Raw genomic sequence first — 17,619 nt, forward strand, 5'->3', positions numbered from 1 at the left:
AACCACGTCGGTGCGCCGCACCTGAACCCGATCGCCGCGCCGAGCCCGATTCCGGCCGCCGCGAACCCCGACCCCGCCGCCGCGCACCCGTTCGGCCCACCGCCCGTCATCCAGACACCGCAGCGCAGCCGGGTCGAGGAGCGGCGTGCCGCCCGCAACGGCGCGGCAGGGCGCGGCGCCGGCCAGACCAGGTCCGACCGGTACCCCGAGAGCGCGCTCAACGGACGCTCCACGCGCAACGGCGCGGCCGCCCTCCGGGCCCGGCTCGACGGCCGCGGCATCAACCTGGACAGGGTCCGGAGCCGAACCCGGTCCGGAGCGGGAGCCGGCGGCGGCGCGGGTGCCTCCGGACCGGTGGCGAAGACCGGCTACCGCCGCTACTTCGACTACCCGCGCACCGGCATGCGCGGCTGGCGTCAGTTCTTGCCCTCCCTGATGCAGGTCTGCGGCGGCGCACTCGCGTGCTTCTTCCTGTTGCTCGCGTTCGTCGCGTACGAGTACGAGTCGGTGCAGATTCCCGACCCGCATTCGGCCACGCTCGCGCAGCAGTCCTCCTTCATGTACGACGACGGCACCACCACGTTCGCCTCCGAGGGCACCAGCAACCGCTCGATCGTCGACTACTCGGCGATCCCGATGTCGGTGCAGAACGCGGTGGTCGCGCAGGAGGACAAGACCTTCTGGACCAACCCGGGCGTCTCGTACACCGGCACCGCGCGTGCGCTGATCACCGACCTGCTGGGCGGGAGCACGCAGGGCGGGTCGACGATCACCCAGCAATACGTCAAACAGGCGTTCCTCACCGAGGCGCAGACGACGTCCCGCAAGATCGACGAGATCTTCATCGCCCTCAAGCTGGCGAAGAGGTACGACAAACAGACGATCATGGCGGACTATCTGAACACCTCCCCTTTCGGCCGCGACACCAGCGGCATCGCGGCCGGGGCCAAGGCGTGGTTCGGCATCACGCTCGCCCAGATGAACGCCGAGCCCAAGGCGCAGCAGGCCGACCAGGCGGCCTTTCTCGCGGCGATGGTCAACTCGCCGACGACGTATTCGAGCGGCTGGGACCCGTCCGTCGGAGCGGCGACGGAGAACGCCGACCGCGCCCTCGCCCTGACGCGGTGGAAGGACACCCTCACCAACATGAGGCTGTACAACTACATATCGGCGACGGACTACACCTGGGCCGTCGCGCACGTGCCGCAGCCGCTCGCGCTGAACCAGGTCAGCGGGCAGAGCATGACCGACGTTCAGATGAAGCAGGCCGCGCTGAGCTGGCTGAGCAGCTACGAGTCGGCGAACCCCGGATCCGGCCTGCCCACGGTCGCGCAGATCCAGCAGGGCGGTTACACCGTCGTGACCACCTTCAACAAGACGTACATGCAGTACGCGAACCAGGCCATGACCACGGAGTTGCTGAGCAAGGAGAACTCGGTCGACAAGGCCACGCTGCAAGCAGGCCTCGCCGCGGTCGACCCGAGCACCGGGGACCTGGTCGCGTTCTACGGCGGCAGCACCTACGAGAACAACGCCACCGTGCGCACCGAGCAGGCCGGTTCCACCTTCAAGGCCTTCACGCTCGCCACCGCGTTCTCGCAGAACTGGTCGACGGACAGCTATATCAGCGGCTCCAGCCCGTGGCCGGACACGACCAACCCGACCGAGGTCGCCGAGGACCAGGGCAGCCCGAAGATCACGAACGACGACGGCAACCACGGGATGCTGACCCTGCAGCAGGCGACCGACGCATCGGTCAACACGGCGTTCATCCGGATCGAGGAGCAGGTCCAGGGCGGCTACCAGGCCGTGCGGGCCACGGCCGAGAAGTTCGGGCTGACCGACGCCGACATGAACACGAACGACCAGTGGGACTCGGCCTCCGGCTGCGACAACGTCCGGTTCACCCTCGGCATCTGCTTCACCGACCCCGCGCGCATGGCCGACGCCTACAGCGTCTTCGCGGCGGACGGCACCTACCACCCGCTGACCGAGGTGCTCAAGGTCGTCGACAACACGAGCGGCCAGATCTACCAGGTGCATCAGGCCTCGACCACTGCGATCGACGCGAACACCGCGGCGGACGTGACGCAGATGTTCCAGGGCGTGATCCACAACTCGGACGGCACCGCGCACACGGGTTACGAGGCCAGCGGCCTGAATCTGAGCAACATCGCCGGCAAGACCGGCACCGGCACCATGGACCTCACCCCGACCACCGCGCAGGCGGAGAAGGCGGCCGGCTACAGCGCCGACGCGTGCAACGGGGCGTGCGGCACGGGCGGTGTCTGGTTCGACGGGTACAGCTCGAAGATCGCGATCTCCGTCGGCATCAGCCGCTGGCAGGACATCACGGTGAACGGGAAGCCGGAGGCCGTGCAGATCCCCGTCGACAACATTGACGGCTCCGGCGCGGCCTACGGCGCCCAGTTCCCCTTCTCCATCTGGGCCAGCTTCCTCAAGCAGATGCAGGGCACCCCGTTCGGCGGCGACAGCGCGTTCGGCACGGCGAGCTCCGTGGGCTCGATCATGAACAGCCCGACGCCCGGCGTCACGCCGGGAGGCGCCGGCGGGAAGCAGGCCTCCCCGGGCGCCTTCCGCCAGCCCTCGACCGCTCCCACCCGCCGGCGGCACGGCGGGTGAGAGCGGCGCGCCGTTCTCGGCAGGATCACTCCGTGCGGTGCCGGACCCCGATGAAGAACGCTGAGATCAGGGCGGCGGCCAGGACGGCGACGCCGCTGACCAGCGCGGAGGAGTGCAGGGCGTCGGTGAAGCTCTCGCTGTACGCGGCGAGGGCCCGGCCGGTGGCCTGCCGCGTCGAGAGCTGGAGGTAGGCGCCGACCTGGATGCCCTTGGTGGAGACCAGGCCGGTCACATTGCCCTGATCCACCGGATTCAGGCCGGAGGCGGCCAGGTGGACCGGGAGCGTCGCCACGATGCGGTTGGTCAGCAGGACGCCGAAGACCGCCGGGCCGAGCGCGCTGCCGATCTGGCGCAGCGCGCTGTTCGACGAGCCGGCGGTGGAAGCCAGCCCGCGCGGCACGCTGTCGATGGCGACGGACGTGATGGTCGGCATCGCCAGCGCGATGCCGACCCCCATCACCGCGATGACCAGCATGATGGTGCCCGCCCCCGTGCCCGCCTCGAAGCGGGTCACCAGGAGCGCGCCCACCCCGGCGACGACGAGCCCTGCGAACAGGACCAGGCCCCGGGCGAGATGGCCCGTCAGCCTGCCGACCGCGGGCGCCAGCACGACCGTCAGGCCATTGATGGCGATGAGGCGCACGCCGACATCCCAAGCGGACGCGTGCTCGACCAGGCCGAAGTACTCGCTGAGCGAGAACACCATGCCGACCTGGGCGAACATGAGGACGGCCATGGCGATGGCCGCGCCGGTGAACTCCCGGGACCGGAAAAGCCGCAGGTCGAACATCGGGTTCGGGGATTCCAGCTCGACGGCGACGAACCCGGCCATGGCCATGAACGCGGCCGCGAACGCGCACACGACGAGCGGCGAGGTCCAGCCGCCCGATCCGCCGCCCTCGATGAAGCCGAAGACGAGGCAGGTGATGCCGATGATCACCATGACCTGGCCCGGCAGGTCGTGGTGGAGTTCCCGGTCGGCCCGCGAGTCGGTGAGGTGGTTGGCGCCGATCACGGCTGTCGCCGCGCCCAGCAGGAGGGTGGGCAGGTAGATCCAGCGCCAGCCGGCGTGCTCGAGGATCTGTCCGTCGAACAGCGGGCTGAGGGTCAGGCCGAGCGCGAGGCTGGCCGTCCACGCCCCGATCGCGCGGGTTCGCGTGCGGCTGTCGGGGCAGACGTGGGTGATGAGCCCGATGGTGGAGGCCATCAGGGCCGCGGTGCCCGCGCCGGCCAGCGCCTGGCCGACGTAGAGCTGGTCCACGCCGGGGGCCGTGATGGCGACGAGGCATCCGGCCACGCTCAGCCCGAGGCCGGTCAGGTAGACCCGCTTGCGTCCGAGCAGGTCGCCGATGACGCCGAAGGTCAGGACGAGCGCGGTGGTCGGGATGATGAACGCGTCGGTGATCCACTGCAGACTCGCCGTCGAGGCGCCGAGTGCCTGCTGGATCGCGGGAAGCGCGGTCGAGACGCCGACCACGGGAAGGTAGGCGACCAGGACTCCGAGGCAGGCCAGGACGATGGTCGGTTTCCGATGTGGAGAGTACCCCTCGGTTTCTTCGTGTATTGAGTTGGGTTGCGCAGCGTGCCGTACGGTTGACATGACACCTCGCTGTGTCTGAACTGACGGATGCGGCGAGACTTGAGCGCGGTGATGGAGCGGTTCCGCGCGAGTCGCGGTCCGCGATTATTCCGTCGCGCACGTCAGTGCGGCATCGGCAGTTCGGTAAAGCTAAGTCTCACAGGTGAAGGCTCTTCAGCGGATGAACCGGGTCACGTGGTCCTCGCCGAGCCCGATCCGCGCATAGTGCCGCCGGGCCTTGTCGATCTTGCTGAAGACGTCCTCGACGCCGACCGGTTCGCCGTCCGGATCCACGTAGACGTACGCGCCGCTCACGTGGAAGAGGGTGTACATGTCCTCGCCCGAGTCCAGGACTTCGAGCGTGTGGACGTTGCCGGGCGGCTCGAAGGAGTAGCCGCCGGCCTGCGCGGTCCACGGGTGTTCGAGGTAGTGCCAGGACCCGCGGAGCGTGAAGGCGTGCACCGGGCCGGTGTGCCGGTGGCGGGAGAGGATGCCGGATCGGCGTACCCGCAGGATGTTGACGAAGTATCCCTGGCTGACCGAGAGCAGCAGCGGACGGAAGGAGACGCCGTCCGCCTGCGGCACCCACGACTCCGGGTCCGCGTCGAGGTCGAGGGCGCCGGGCAGCACCAGGTCGTCCAGCATGCCGAACGGCTGCTCGCCCCGGTACGGCTGGGCCTTGTCCGCAGGAGTCTCGGTGGGCACGACGTCTCACTTCCTTTCTGCCCGCGAGTCAACCGTTCGCTGCCGCCGCGCACAAGCAGCGCGCGGCGGTCGGCTCCGCACGCTTAGCTGAACCCGTCAGCCGGGCCCCGCCCGCACCGCCATCTCGGCCCGCGGGCGCAGCGTGTTGCTCAGCTGCCGCCGGGGCGCGGACGCGAGGCGGGCCGGGGCACGGAGGTGCGGCTCCATGCCCCGGCCCGCGGCTCTTCATGCGGTGACACGGCTGGCGCGCCACGGTGGATCAGCGCCGGGAACGGCGCAGGTAGCGGCCGCGTGCGCGCAGGCGCCATCGATCACGCGTTGGATGGCGGGCGGGTACCCGGGCAGCTCGGTCAGGTCGGCCCGCCTCAGGGCGCCTGCCTCGGCGAGGCCGTCGAGGAGGCCGGCCATGAAGGCGTCGCCCGCGCCGACGGTGTCGACGACCTCGACCCTCTCGCCGGCGCTGTGGACGCTGCCGCGTGCGGTGTAGCAGTCCGCGCCCTCGCTGCCTCGGGTGACGACCACGGCCGCGGCGCCGAGCGTCAGCCAGTCGTCGGCGATGCGGGACGGTGCGCGGCCCGGGTAGAGCCAGGCGAGGTCTTCCTCGCTGGCCTTGACCAGATCGCTGCGCGTCACGGCGTCCTCGATGCGCCGCCGCGTGTGCGCGTGATCCGGTGTCAGCATGGCTCTGACGTTCGGGTCGTAGCTGACGAAGACCCCGCTCTCGCGCAGCCGCGCCACCGCCGACAGGACGGACTCGCCGGTGCCCGGCAGCCAGGAGGCGACCGAGCCGAAGTGCACGGCGTCGAGCGAGGCCGGGTCGATCCGGTCGGCGTCGGAGGCGGCGAACATCGACTCGCGCGTGTCGCCGAGGTAGAAGTCGTAGCGTGCCGAGCCGTCCGCGTCGAGGTCGAACAGCGCCGTCGGGGTCGGGCCCGGCCAGCGTCCGGAGCAGTCGAGCGCAAGGCCCGACTGCTCCGCGTGCCGCCGCAGGATGCCGCCGAGAGCGTCCTGCGCGAACCGGCCGACGAACTGCGCGCGGTGGCCGAGGCGGGCCAGGCCGATCGCCACGTTGAACGGGCTGCCGCCCGGCTGCGCGGTATAGCTGTGCGCCGCCGGACGGCCTTCGGCGCGCGGCTTCGCCCCGTCGAGCACGCGCAGGTCGATCAGCGCCTCACCGAGGACGGCGATGGAGCTCATGCGGCACCCGCGGTCTGGACGCCGTCCGCATCAGCCCCTTCGGTCGGCTCGGTCGTGCTCGTCGGCTCGTCGAGCTTGCGGGCGCCGGTCATGATGGCGACCGCGTCGTTCATGGAGTACTGCGCGGGCGTGATCACTCCGGCGCAGCCGCCGAGCCGCTGGATGTGGATCCGGTCGGCGATCTCGAACACGTGCGGCATGTTGTGGCTGACCAGGATGATGCCGAGGCCCTTGTCCCGCAGCTCCCTGATGAGCCGCAGCACCTGGCCGGACTCGCGCACGCCGAGCGCCGCGGTCGGCTCGTCCAGGATCAGCACCTTGCTGCCGAACGCCGCCGCGCGCGCGACGGCCACCGCCTGCCGCTGGCCGCCGGAGAGGGTCTCGACGGCCTGGTCCACGTCCTGCAGGGTGCTGATGCCGAGGTTCGACAGCTCCCCGGCGGCCTCCTGCTTCATCGCCTTGGTGTCCAGCATCCGCAGCACCGAGCCGAGCAATCCCTTCCGGCGCCGCTCGCGCGCGAGGAACAGGTTGCTCGCGATGTCCAGCGCGGGGGAGACGGCGAGGTTCTGGTAGACGGTCTCGATGCCGGCGCGCCGGGCGTCGGCCGTGCTGCGCAGCTTCACCGGCTCGCCGTCGACGAGGATCGTGCCCTCGTCGGGGATCTGCGCGCCGGAGAGGCAGGCCATCAGAGTGCTCTTGCCCGCGCCGTTGTCGCCGATCACGGCGAGCACCTCGCCGGGATGCAGCTCCAGGTCGACCCCGGCCAGGCCGATCACCCGGCCGAAGGTCTTGACCAGCCCCTTGGCCTGCAGGACGGGGGTCGTGCTCATGCCTTCACCTTCCTGATCCACTGGTCCACCGAGACGGCGGCGATCACCAGCACGCCGACCGCGAGGACCTGGTAGTTCGCATCGACGCCGGCCAGCGCGAGCCCGTTGTCGAAGACCTGCACGATCAGCGCGCCGAGCAGCGAGCCGATCAGCGAGCCGCGTCCGCCGAACAGGCTGGTGCCGCCGATGACGACCGCGGTGATCGACTCCAGGTTGGCGTTCAGGCCGCTGTTCGGGTCGGCGCCGCCGACGCGCCCGGCCAGGATCCACGCCGAGACGGCGATCACCAGGCCGGCGACCAGGTACGCGCTGAGCAGCACACGCCGGGTGTTGATGCCCGCGAGCCGCGCGGCCTCGGCGTCGTCGCCGGTCGCGTAGAGGTGGCGGCCCCAGGCGGTGCAGCGCAGCGCGTAGGCGATGACGAGGTAGAGCCCTGCCATCAGGACCACGCCGTAGGTGACCCGGAAGTTGCCGATCAGGAAGCTCTCACCGGTCCACAGCAGGCCGGAGCCGGGGTTGAGCGTGATCGTCTGGCCCTTGGCGTAGATCAGCGTGATCGCGGTGAAGGCGTTGAAGGTGCCGAGCGTGACGATGAACGGAGGCAGTTTGATGCGGGTGACCAGCAGGCCGTTGATCGCCTGCGCGACCACCGAGACGAGCACGGCGACGAGCAGCGCGAGCGGCACCGGGGTGTGGTCGGTGTAGACCAGGTTGGCCGCGATGAAGCAGGCGAGCACCATGATCGCGCCGACCGACAGGTCGATGCCCGCGGTCAGGATGATCAGCGTCTGGCCGACGGCGAGCGAGCCGATCACGGCGGTCTGCTGGGCGACCAGCGAGAGGTTGACGGCGCTGTAGAAGCGGGCGTTGACCAGGCTGAAGATCACGATCGCGATGATCAGCACGGCGAGCGGGCTCAGGGCGGGGCGGCGGTGCAGCAGGTGCTGCAGCCGCTGGGCGGGGGAGTGCCCGCGCCGGGCCGAGAGGTCGGAGACCGTCTCGGCCGGCTCGAGCACCGGAGCGGAGGTGGCAGACATGATCGTTGCAGTCCTTTGATTCGTCCGGTGGCTTGCGTCCCGGGTCAGCTGGTCGAGCCCCAGCAGGCGGACCGGCCCTGCGCGACGGTCTCCGTGCTCACGCCCGTGAGCGGGCTGGAGGTCACCAGCGCCGTGCCGGTGTTGTAGAAGTCCAGGCCGGTGCTGGTCGACGGCTTGGCGCCGCCCTTGGCGAGCTTCGCGATGGAGTCGACGCCGAGGGAGGCCATCTTGCCTGGGTACTGCACGGCGTCCGCGGCGAACTCGCCGGTGGAGACGTAGCCGACGCCCTGGCAGCTGCCGTCGATCGCGTAGACCTTCACGGCCGAGGCCTTGCCCGCGGCCTTCAGCGCGGCGTACGCGCCCTCCGCGGCCGGCTCGTTGATCGCGTACACGACGTTGATGTTCGGGTTCGCCGACAGGCAGTCCTCCATCGCGGTGCGTCCGCCGTCGATCGCGCCCTGGGTCGGCTGCTGGCAGGCGATCTGGTAGCTGCCGCCGCTGCCGCCGGTGTAGCTGCCCGACTTGGCCTCCTGGCCGTTCTGCGTCGTGCTGCCCGGGTCGATCCCCATGCCTTCGAGGAAGCCGTGGTCGCGGTCGATGTCCACCGAGACGACCTGCGTGCTGTACAGGTCGAGCATCGCGATCACGGCCTTCTTGCCGCCGAGCGCGGCCGCCGCGGCCTGGCCGTCGAGCTTGCCCGCCGCGGTGTTGTCGGTGGCGTAGGTGATGTCGGCGACGTTCGCCGGGGTCGGGGCCGTGTCCAGCGCGATCACGTACAGGCCCGCCTGCCGCGCCTGGTTGAGCGCGGAGTTGACCGCGTTTCCGTTCGTGGTGATCAGGATCCCCTTGTCGCCGCGCGAGATCGCGTTGTCGATCGCGGTGATCTGCGACTGCGTGTCGCCGTCCGAGGTGCCGGCCGCGACGGTCAGGCTGACCCCGTCCTTGGCCGCCTCGGCCTTGGCGTCGTTCTCCATCGTGACGAAGTAGGGATTGCTCAGCGTCTTGAGGACGAGGGTCACACCCACGGAGGACGAGGAGGAGGAGCCTGAGCTCCCGGCGGCGCTGCCGCAGGCGGAGACGCCGAAGGCGGTCGCGGCCAGGGCGGTCAGGGCGAGGGCGGTGCGCGGTGCGTGGTGCGGCTTCACGGATCCTGCCTTCCGTTCGCGGCGGCCGCAGCTCTGCGGATCCGCCGGACAACGTTGTCTGTGGCCGAGACGATAGGGTCCGGCAGGAGCGCGGTCAATGGACCGTAACCAGAATGAGACAACGTGAGACTCGGCCGGGGTGGCGGCGGCGTCGCCGCCACGGCGTGCGCTGTAAGGTCGTGGCTGTGATGCGAACTGTGCCGGATTCCGAGACTCCCGCCGCGGACGGAAAGCGCGGCCCGGCCCGGGAGCGGCCGACGATGAAGGAGGTCGCGGCGCTCGCCGGGGTGAGCCTGAAGACCGTCTCCCGGGTGGTCAACGAGGTGCCGACGGTCGATCCGGCGCTGGTGACGAAGGTCCGCGCGGCGATGGACCGGCTCGGCTTCCGGCCGAACCTGGCCGCCAGCAACCTGCGCCGCGGCGACGGGCGCACGCACACGGTCGGCCTCCTCGTCGAGGACGTCGGCAACCCGTTCTCGGCGGCCGTGCACCGGGCGGTCGAGGACTTCGCGGCACAGCGCGAAGTGCTGGTGCTCAGCTCCAGCCTCGACGAGGACCCCGAGCGCGAGCGCCGCATGGTGCGCGCCCTCGTGGACCGCCGCGTGGACGGCCTGATCATTGTCCCGGCCAGCAGCGATCACCGCTACCTGGTCGCGGAGCAGGAGGCCGGCACGGCCGTCGTGTTCGTCGACCGCCTCCCGACGCCGCTGGTCGGCGACGCGGTGGTCACCGACAACCGCGAGGCCTCGGCGCAGGGCGTCAGGCACCTGATCTCCGCGGGCCACCGGCGGATCGCCTACCTCGGCGACACCGAGTCGCTGCCGACGGCCCGCGACCGTTACGCGGGGTACCGCGACGCCATCCGCGAGGCCGCCGCGCGGGGGTGCGTGGCCGACCCCGGGCTCGTCGTGCAGGGACTGCGCACGGTCGAGGCGGCGGACGCGGCCGTCAGCGAACTGCTGAGCGGGCCCGACGCGCCGACCGCGCTGTTCACCAGCCAGAACCTGGTGACCATCGGCGCCGTCCAGGCGCTGCACCGCACCGGATCGCAGCACCGCGTCGCCGTCGTCGGCTTCGACGACATCCCGATGGCCCAGGTGCTCGACCCGGGCGTCACCGTGCTCGCCCAGCAGGCGTCTGAGATCGGGCGGCTCGCCGCGCAGCTCCTGTTCGCCCGCATGGCCGGCGACACCGCTCCGGCCAGGGCGCATGTGGTGCCGAGCCGGCTCATCCAGCGCGGCTCCGGGGAGATCCCGGCCGCCTGATCACCGCCCGGATTCGCCCCGGCGCGTGCGGACGGCCGACTGGCCAACGTTGTCCGCGCCGCCGCGCATTCTCGGTAACTGTGCCTTGACATCTCGCCACGAGCGATGAATCATCTCGGTCGGACAACGTTGTCTGACAGCCGGGGAGGCTTCGTCCATGGGCGTGAGCGAGTGGCGCATCGACCAGTCCGATTGGTTCGGTGAGAGCGCTCTGGAGGTATTCGGCGGCGACAGGGTGCGCGCGAGCTTCGCCCTGCACGGCGCGACGCTGCTCAGCTGGCAGATCCGCGACGGCGGTGAGCTGCTCGAGCTGACCGACGGCTACCGCGACGCGGCCGAGCTCCATGAGCAGTCCGGCGTACGGAACGGAGTACTCGCGCCGTTTCCCAACCGCATCGCCGACGCGCGCTACGACTTCGGCGGCCAGACGCACGACCTGCTTCCAGGCGTTCGCGGCGACCGGACGGTGTACCACGGCTTCGCCCGCGACATGCCCTTCCTCCTCGACGGTGCCACGACATCGACAGACTCGGCGCGAATCGTCCTGCGCAGCAACGAGATCCGGCCGGGTCGCTTCGCCGGCTATCCGTTCGCGCTCGACCTCACCGTCGTCTACGTGATCGAGGAAGACCAGATCACGCTGGAGATCGACGCGGTCAACGTCGGCGACACCACAGCCCCGTACGCGGCCGGCTGGCATCCCTACTTCCGGCTCGGCGGCGGCGAGGAGGCCGACGACCTGGAGTTGCGCATCCCGGCCGGCACGCTGATCCGCACCGACGAGGCTCTGATCCCCGCAGCCGGCTCCGACGCATACTGCGACCTCGACACCGTCCCCGAGATGGACTTCCGCCACGGAGCTCCGCTCGGCTCACGCGTCATCGATGCCTGCTACGCCGAACTCCGGTCCGGACCGGACGGCCGCGCCGAATCCGTCCTAAGGCAACCAACAACGGGCCTTGAACTGCACATTTCACAAAACGGTGGCTACACCCACCTGTTCACCGGCGACACGCTGCCCCGCGACCGGCGCAGATCCGTCGCCGTCGAGCCCGTGCAGGCGATGACGAACGCCTTCAACCGCGCGGACTTCGCGTCCACGATCCCCCTCGCACCGGGCGAAAGCCGCTCGTTCCGCTGCGGAGTCCGCTTCCTCAGCCCCGGTTCTAAACCCGAGTAGAGAGGATCCAACATGACCCACACGACTTGTCGATGGCGCGGGCTGCTGGCCGCGATCACCGCAGTACTGGCCGCACTGGCCGTGACCAGCGCCCCCTCGGCGTCCGCGAGTGCGCTCTACCACGAGCAGTACCGGCCGCAGTTCCACTTCAGCCCGGCCGAGAACTGGATGAACGATCCCAATGGGCTGATCTACTACAAGGGCGTGTACAACCTCTACTACCAGGACAACCCGACCGGGAACACCTGGGGCGACATGTCCTGGGGCCACGCGACGAGCACCGACCTGGTGCACTGGACGCAGCAGCCCCTCGCCATCGCCGGGACCGCCGACGAGGCGATCTTCTCCGGTAGCGCAGTGCTGGACTCGACCGACAGCAGCGGATTCGGCACGGCCGCCGACCCGCCGCTGGTCGCCGTCTACACGAGCGCATACAGCAGCGGCATCCAGGCGCAGTCGCTCGCATACAGCCTGGACGGCGGCGAGACCTGGACCAAGTACGCCGACAACCCGGTGCTGAACCTCGACTCGCAGAACTTCCGCGACCCGAAGGTGTTCTGGTACGCGCCGACGAAGAGCTGGCGGATGGTCGTCTCGCTCGCCGCGCAGGACCAGATCCAGATCTACTCCTCGCCGAACCTCAAGTCCTGGACGCTGCTGAGCACCTTCGGCCCGGACAACGCGGCCGACGGCGTCTGGGAGATGCCGGACCTGTTCCCGCTCGCCCTCGACGGCGACCAGAACGACGTCAAGTGGGTCATGGTCGTCGGCGTCGACAACAAGGAGCAGTACTTCGTCGGCTCCTTCGACGGCACCACGTTCACACCGGATGAGCCCGCCACCTACACGCCGCCGACCGGCACCGTGTACGAGGGCTTCGACAGCGGAACGTACGACGGCTGGACGAGCACCGGCACCGCGTTCGGCTCGGCACCGGCGACGGGAACGCTGCCCAACCAGCAGACCGTGTCGGGCTACGCGGGCACTGGCCTGGTGAACAGCTACAACGGCGGCGACTCGACGATCGGCACGCTCACCTCGCCGAGCTTCACCGTCAGCTCGCCGTACCTGAACTTCCTGGTCGGCGGCGGCGATCAGCCGTACGTCTCAGGGTCGGTATACGACAGCCCGGCGCCCGCAGGCAGCACCGTCTTCGCGAGCTTCTCCGGCTCGACCTGGGGCGACGGCTGGGTCGGCACCGGCTCGTTCGCCAACACCGGCCCGACGACCGAATCACTGCCCGGAGCCAAGGACGCGAGCGTGCTCGACACGTGCGTGGCCGGCTGCGATCCGGCGACCGGCACCATCACCTCGCCGACGTTCACGGTCTCCAGCGACTACATCGACTTCCTGATCGCCGGCGGCGACCACCCCCTTGGCCAGCCCGGCCCGACCGCCGTCGAACTGCTGGTCGGCGGCAAGGTCGTCGCCTCGGCCACCGGTGACGACAGCGGCGACATGAACTGGGTGAACTGGCAGGTCGCGAAGTACCGCGGCCAGCAGGCCCAGATCGAGGTCGTCGACCAGAACGACGGCAGCGGCAACGTGCCGTGGGGCCACATCATGGTCGACGACATCGTCTTCGCGAACCAGCCCGCCGCGCCCTACGACCGGCAGGCCGCGGTGGACCTCGTGATCGGCGGCAAGGTCGTGGCCTCGGCGACCGGCGACAACGCCGAGAACCTCGATTGGGCGAGCTTCGACCTGCGCGAGTACCAGGGTCGGCAGGCGCAGATCGAGATCGTCGACCACGCGACCGAGGGGTGGGGCCACATCCTGGCCGACCAGTTCACCTTCGCGAGCCAGCCCGCGAACGGCGCGCTCGCCCGCTCCCGCTGGGTGGACGACGGCTCGGACTTCTACGCGGCCGGCACGTTCGACGACGCACCCGGCGGCCGGCAGATCATGATCGGCTGGATGAACGACTGGAACTACGGCCAGTCGATCCCGACCTCTCCGTGGCGCAGCGCCGACTCGATCCCGCGCGTGCTGAGCCTGCGGAGCGTCGGCGGAGTGGCGACCCTGGAACAGACGCCGATCTCGGGCATCGACTCGCTGGCCACCGGCTCGCCGACGGCGGTGCACGGAGTCGCCGTGTCGCAGGGCACGACCTCGCTCCCGGTCAGCGGCAACGAGCTCGACATCAGCGCGACGCTCAACGCCGGGAGCGCGAGCGACTTCGGCCTCGAAGTCGACTCGGGCACCTACTCCACCGGCGCACCGCAGTACACGAAGATCGGCTACGACAAGTCGACCGGCGAGGTCTACATCGACCGGACGAACTCGGGCTACACGACCTTCGGCAGCGGCTTCGCCGGCGTGCAGAGCGCGAAGCTTCCGCTCGATGGCGACTCCGTGACCCTGCGGATCCTGGTCGACGCGGCCTCGGTGGAGGTCTTCGCCGACGGCGGCCAGGTCACGCTGACCGACCAGATCTACCCGGACTCGGGCAGCACCGGCGTCGCGGCCTACGCGAACGGCGGCACCGCCGTGGTCACCAGTCTCAACGCGACCCGTCTCGGCAGCATCTGGCCGTGAGCACGAGGCCGTAAGCATCCGGCCGGAGTTCCACTGCGCAGAGGTTGACGCGCGGTTAACACAGGCGGTTCTCGCCGGTGACATGGGAGCGGTGTCCTCTACTCGACCCGCCGAGACGAAGGCGGGGCGCGTCTAGGGTTCCGCCGACGTCCGCGCTGGACTGGCCGGGTCTGGTCCGAGAGACGCAGGCGGAGTAGCGGCGATCGGCTCCGTTCCACGGCGGGAGAAAAGCCCGGGAGGCCAGGTGAGCTCGGCCGCGCAGCGGCCGGGCCCGGCTCCCGGAGTGCGCCGTGACAGTTTTCCCGACATCTCCTTCAGGCACCTCAGGCGGCCGACGGCGCTCCACGCCGTTCGGCCGCCTTCTCCTGCTCTCTCCCGGAAAGGCGGCCGTCATGTCCATCATCGAATCGCCGGTGGCCGAGGGCGCGGACGCCCTCGATGCCGCCGACCTCTCCGAGTTCGGCTATCCCCAGCAGCTCAAGCGCGGCCTAGGCTCCTACGCGTCCTTCGCCGCGGGATTCTCCTTCGTCTCCATCCTGACCACGGTCTTCCAGCTGTTCTCCTTCGGCTACAGCTTCGGCGGCCCGGCGTTCTTCTGGACCTGGCCACTCGTGTTCGCCGGGCAGTTCCTGGTCGCGCTCTGCTTCGCCGAACTGGCCGCGCGCTACCCGATCTCCGGCTGCGTGTACCAGTGGTCGCGGCGGCTGTCCACCGGCCTGGTCGGGCACTTCGCGGGCTGGACGATGCTGATCGGCCAGGTCGTGAGCGTCTCGGCGGCGGCGATCGCGCTCCAGGTGGTGCTGCCGTCCGTGTGGTCCGGCTTCCAGCTGTTCGGCGGGGACCCGGCGCTGACGAGCAAGTCGGGCGCGACGAACGCCGTGCTGCTCGGCGCCATCCTGATCGCGCTGACCACGGTCGTCTCGGCGGTGGGCGTCAAGCTCACGGCCCTGATCAACAGCATCGGCGTCACCTGCGAGCTGATCGGCGTCGTGGCGCTCGTCGTGCTTCTGTTCGCGCACTCCACGCGCGGTCCGGGCGTCGTGACGCACACTGAGGGCGTGGCGGGCGGCGGCTCGTACGTCTGGCCCTTCCTGGTCTCCGCTTTGATGGCCGCGTACGTGATGTACGGCTTCGACAGCGCCGGCGAGCTGAGCGAGGAGACGCGATCTCCGCGCAAGACGGCGCCGAAGGCGATCCTCAAGGCCTTGGCGGTCTCCGGCGCGGGCGGCGCGGCACTCCTCCTCGCGGCACTCATGGCGGCACCCTCGCTCACCGACGGCCAGCTCGCCACCGAAGGCCTGCCCTACGTCGTCACCAGCCGCCTCGGCGACGGACTCGGCCGGGCGGTGCTCGTGGACGTCGCCATCGCGATCTGCGTGTGCACGCTCGCGATCCAGACGGCGGCCTCGCGGCTGGCGTACTCGATGGCGCGCGACGGCGTACTGCCCGGCGCCGCGAAGCTCGCGAAGGTCTCGGAGCGCACCCGTACCCCCGTCCTGCCGACCGTGCTCATCGGCATCGCGGCAATCGCGATCCTCGGCGTGAACGTCGGCCAGGCGCAGCTGTTCACCGCGATCACAAGTGTCGCCGTCGTCATCGTCTACCTCGCCTACCTGCTGGTCACGCTGCCGATGCTGGTACGCAGGACGCGCGGCCTCGACGCCGCCGGGCCCGGACAGTTCACGCTCGGCCGCTGGGGACTGCCGATCAACGCGCTCGCGGTCGTCTACGGCCTGTTCATGGTCGTGAACATGGGCTGGCCGCGGCAGGCGGTCTACGACCCGGCCGGCGGTCACTGGTACCTGCAGTACTTCGCGCTGCTGTTCGTCGGCGGCGTCACAGTGCTCGGATACGGCGCGTACCTGCTCGCCAACCGCCGCTCCGTCACCACGGCCGTCGAACTCGCCGAGGCCGCGGCGTGACGGGGTACTCGATCGAGGTCCCAGGCGGTGCGGCCGAATCGCTGCGGCTGCGCCGCCACCGGACCCTCACGCTCCGCACCCTCGGTCCCGACGCCAATGTCGCGATGCTGATCTATGCGCTCGATGACCCGGCCGAGCGGCTCAACGTGCCGGACACGCTCAAGGCCCAGATGTCCGCGCACATCAAGCCGCCGATGACGCTGATGTCCGACATGGGACGCGCCCTCGCCTCGGTCACCGCGTCCAGCCTGGACTGGCACGACGCGATCACCGGCCACAGCCTCCCGGCGGCGGTCGAACGCCGCTTCGGCCCGTCCTCGTACGCGGCCGACCGCAACGACTGGCGCCGCAGCGCAAGGTTCGGCCTGCTCACCGAGCTGTGGAAGCACGGCCTCGGCGCCCGCGACCTGCATGCCAACATCAACTTCTTCACCAAGATCGCGCCTGCCGGAGACGAACGCGGAACCCTGGCCTTCGTCCCCGGGCACGCCTCGGAAGGCGACTACGTCACCCTGCGCGCAGAGATCGACCTGCTCATCGTCCTCTCCACCGCCCCGCACCCCCTCGAACCCGCCGAGGCCTGGACCCCCGCCGGAGTCCGATTGGAGATCGCCGAGGGCCCCGCCCCGGCGGCCGACGACCCGTCGCGCAACTGGCGTGCCGAGACCGCCCGATCCCTGGAACTCGCCGAGAGGAGCTACGCGTGAGCGACGAATTCGTGCTCGACGACATCGTCGAGGCCGGCGACGGCTGGATCGGCGAGATCCCGGCCGGCACCCTGCTGCGGATCACCGACCTGCACGGCAACCAGGCCGTCGACACGCTCTTCTACGACGCGCTCGACTACGCCAACCGCTACAGCGCCATGGACACGATCCGCGAGCAGGGCGCCGTCTACCTCACCACCGGCTCGGTGCTGATGACAGTGAACTGCGACCCGCTGGCCACGATCGTCGCCGACACCTGCGGCCGCCACGACACCCTCGGCGGCGCGTGCTCGCAGGAGAGCAACGTGGTCCGCTACGGCCGGCACACCCGCCACCAGCACTCCTGCCGGACGACGTTCGTTCGCAAGGCGAAGGAGTGGGGCAGGGGCCTCGAGAAGCGCGACATCGCGCACAACATCAACTTCTTCATGAACGTACCGGTGACCGAGGACGGCGGCCTCACCTTCGAAGACGGCGTCTCGGCCCCCGGCAAGTATGTCGAACTGCGCGCCGAGCGCGACCTGCTGATGCTCGTCTCCAACTGCCCGCAGCTCAACAACCCGTGCAACGGCTACGATCCGACCGCGATCCGCATCACCGGACGCCGCCCGTGACCCGCGCGTGGATCGAGGTCCTGACCCCCGGCGTGCAGACCGCCGTCCAGGACCTGGCCGGACGCCGCGGCCTGTGGGGCGTGGGCGTCCCGCCGTCAGGAGCCTACGACGAGCTCTCCTTCGCCCTGGCCAACCTGGCAGTCGGCAACGACCCGGGCGCGGCAGGCTTGGAGGCCGTCCTAGCCGGCCCGAAGCTCCGCTTCCACGTCGCCGGCAGGGGCGAGGGTGGGGGCAGCGGCGTGGGCAAGGGCGACAGT

General features: G+C 70.2%; 13 protein-coding genes, 1 pseudogene and 1 riboswitch. Of the genes and pseudogenes, 8 read left to right on the top strand and 6 right to left on the bottom strand.

All coding sequences use genetic code 11. From position 1 onward, the window contains the following. Positions 1-2,643: transglycosylase domain-containing protein (locus KDK95_RS29615; protein WP_212521623.1), on the top strand; the 2,643-nt coding region annotated here is incomplete at its 5' end. Between the two features lie 25 nt (positions 2,644-2,668). On the opposite strand, the gene KDK95_RS29620 is transcribed toward KDK95_RS29615, so the two are convergent. From KDK95_RS29620 to KDK95_RS29645, 6 genes are all read right to left on the bottom strand, one after another. After that, positions 2,669-4,243: an MFS transporter gene (locus KDK95_RS29620; RefSeq protein WP_212521624.1), complete on the bottom strand. Its 1,575-nt coding sequence runs from the start codon at positions 4,241-4,243 to the stop codon at positions 2,669-2,671. A gap of 153 nt (positions 4,244-4,396) precedes the next feature. Then, entirely contained in the window at positions 4,397-4,867 is a 471-nt protein-coding gene (locus KDK95_RS29625; RefSeq protein ID WP_249162093.1) for a 2,4'-dihydroxyacetophenone dioxygenase family protein, read from the bottom strand. A gap of 285 nt (positions 4,868-5,152) precedes the next feature. Then, positions 5,153-6,124: a carbohydrate kinase family protein gene (locus KDK95_RS29630; RefSeq protein WP_212521626.1), complete on the bottom strand. Its 972-nt coding sequence runs from the start codon at positions 6,122-6,124 to the stop codon at positions 5,153-5,155. Further along, entirely contained in the window at positions 6,121-6,954 is an 834-nt protein-coding gene (locus tag KDK95_RS29635) for an ATP-binding cassette domain-containing protein (protein WP_212521627.1), read from the bottom strand. The genes KDK95_RS29630 and KDK95_RS29635 overlap by 4 nt, the downstream gene beginning before the upstream one ends. Continuing rightward, complete coding sequence (locus KDK95_RS29640) at positions 6,951-7,991, bottom strand: ABC transporter permease (RefSeq protein WP_212521628.1); 1,041 nt, start codon at positions 7,989-7,991, stop codon at positions 6,951-6,953. The genes KDK95_RS29635 and KDK95_RS29640 overlap by 4 nt, the downstream gene beginning before the upstream one ends. A gap of 44 nt (positions 7,992-8,035) precedes the next feature. Then, positions 8,036-9,136, bottom strand: a complete 1,101-nt coding sequence (locus KDK95_RS29645; protein ID WP_212521629.1) for a substrate-binding domain-containing protein — start codon at positions 9,134-9,136, stop codon at positions 8,036-8,038. Between the two features lie 197 nt (positions 9,137-9,333). Between KDK95_RS29645 and KDK95_RS29650 the strand changes: the two genes are divergently transcribed. From KDK95_RS29650 to KDK95_RS36370, 7 genes and pseudogenes are all read left to right on the top strand, one after another. Next, the gene (locus KDK95_RS29650) at positions 9,334-10,401 is read left to right on the top strand and encodes a LacI family DNA-binding transcriptional regulator (RefSeq protein ID WP_307844778.1); all 1,068 of its coding nucleotides are present in this window, start codon (positions 9,334-9,336) and stop codon (positions 10,399-10,401) included. 157 nt (positions 10,402-10,558) lie between these two features. Beyond that, positions 10,559-11,581: an aldose 1-epimerase gene (locus KDK95_RS29655; protein WP_212521630.1), complete on the top strand. Its 1,023-nt coding sequence runs from the start codon at positions 10,559-10,561 to the stop codon at positions 11,579-11,581. 12 nt (positions 11,582-11,593) lie between these two features. Continuing rightward, the gene (locus KDK95_RS29660) at positions 11,594-14,119 is read left to right on the top strand and encodes a glycoside hydrolase family 32 protein (protein ID WP_212521631.1); all 2,526 of its coding nucleotides are present in this window, start codon (positions 11,594-11,596) and stop codon (positions 14,117-14,119) included. A gap of 121 nt (positions 14,120-14,240) precedes the next feature. Beyond that, positions 14,241-14,360: riboswitch (guanidine-I (ykkC/yxkD leader) on the top strand. Positions 14,361-14,511: 151 nt separating this feature from the next. Next, positions 14,512-16,041, top strand: a complete 1,530-nt coding sequence (locus KDK95_RS29665) for an amino acid permease (RefSeq protein WP_212521632.1) — start codon at positions 14,512-14,514, stop codon at positions 16,039-16,041. After that, the gene (locus KDK95_RS29670) at positions 16,038-16,748 is read left to right on the top strand and encodes an urea amidolyase associated protein UAAP1 (protein WP_212521633.1); all 711 of its coding nucleotides are present in this window, start codon (positions 16,038-16,040) and stop codon (positions 16,746-16,748) included. Before KDK95_RS29665 ends, KDK95_RS29670 begins: the two co-directional genes overlap by 4 nt. Continuing rightward, on the top strand, positions 16,745-17,362 hold the full coding sequence (locus tag KDK95_RS29675; protein WP_212521634.1) for an urea amidolyase associated protein UAAP2: 618 nt from the start codon (positions 16,745-16,747) through the stop codon (positions 17,360-17,362). Before KDK95_RS29670 ends, KDK95_RS29675 begins: the two co-directional genes overlap by 4 nt. Continuing rightward, positions 17,359-17,619: pseudogene (locus KDK95_RS36370) on the top strand (hypothetical protein); the annotation flags it as partial. The gene KDK95_RS29675 and the pseudogene KDK95_RS36370, both read left to right, overlap by 4 nt.

Origin of the sequence: Actinospica acidithermotolerans (genome assembly GCF_018139625.1) — a bacterium.
Lineage (GTDB): Bacteria > Actinomycetota > Actinomycetes > Streptomycetales > Catenulisporaceae > Actinospica > Actinospica acidithermotolerans.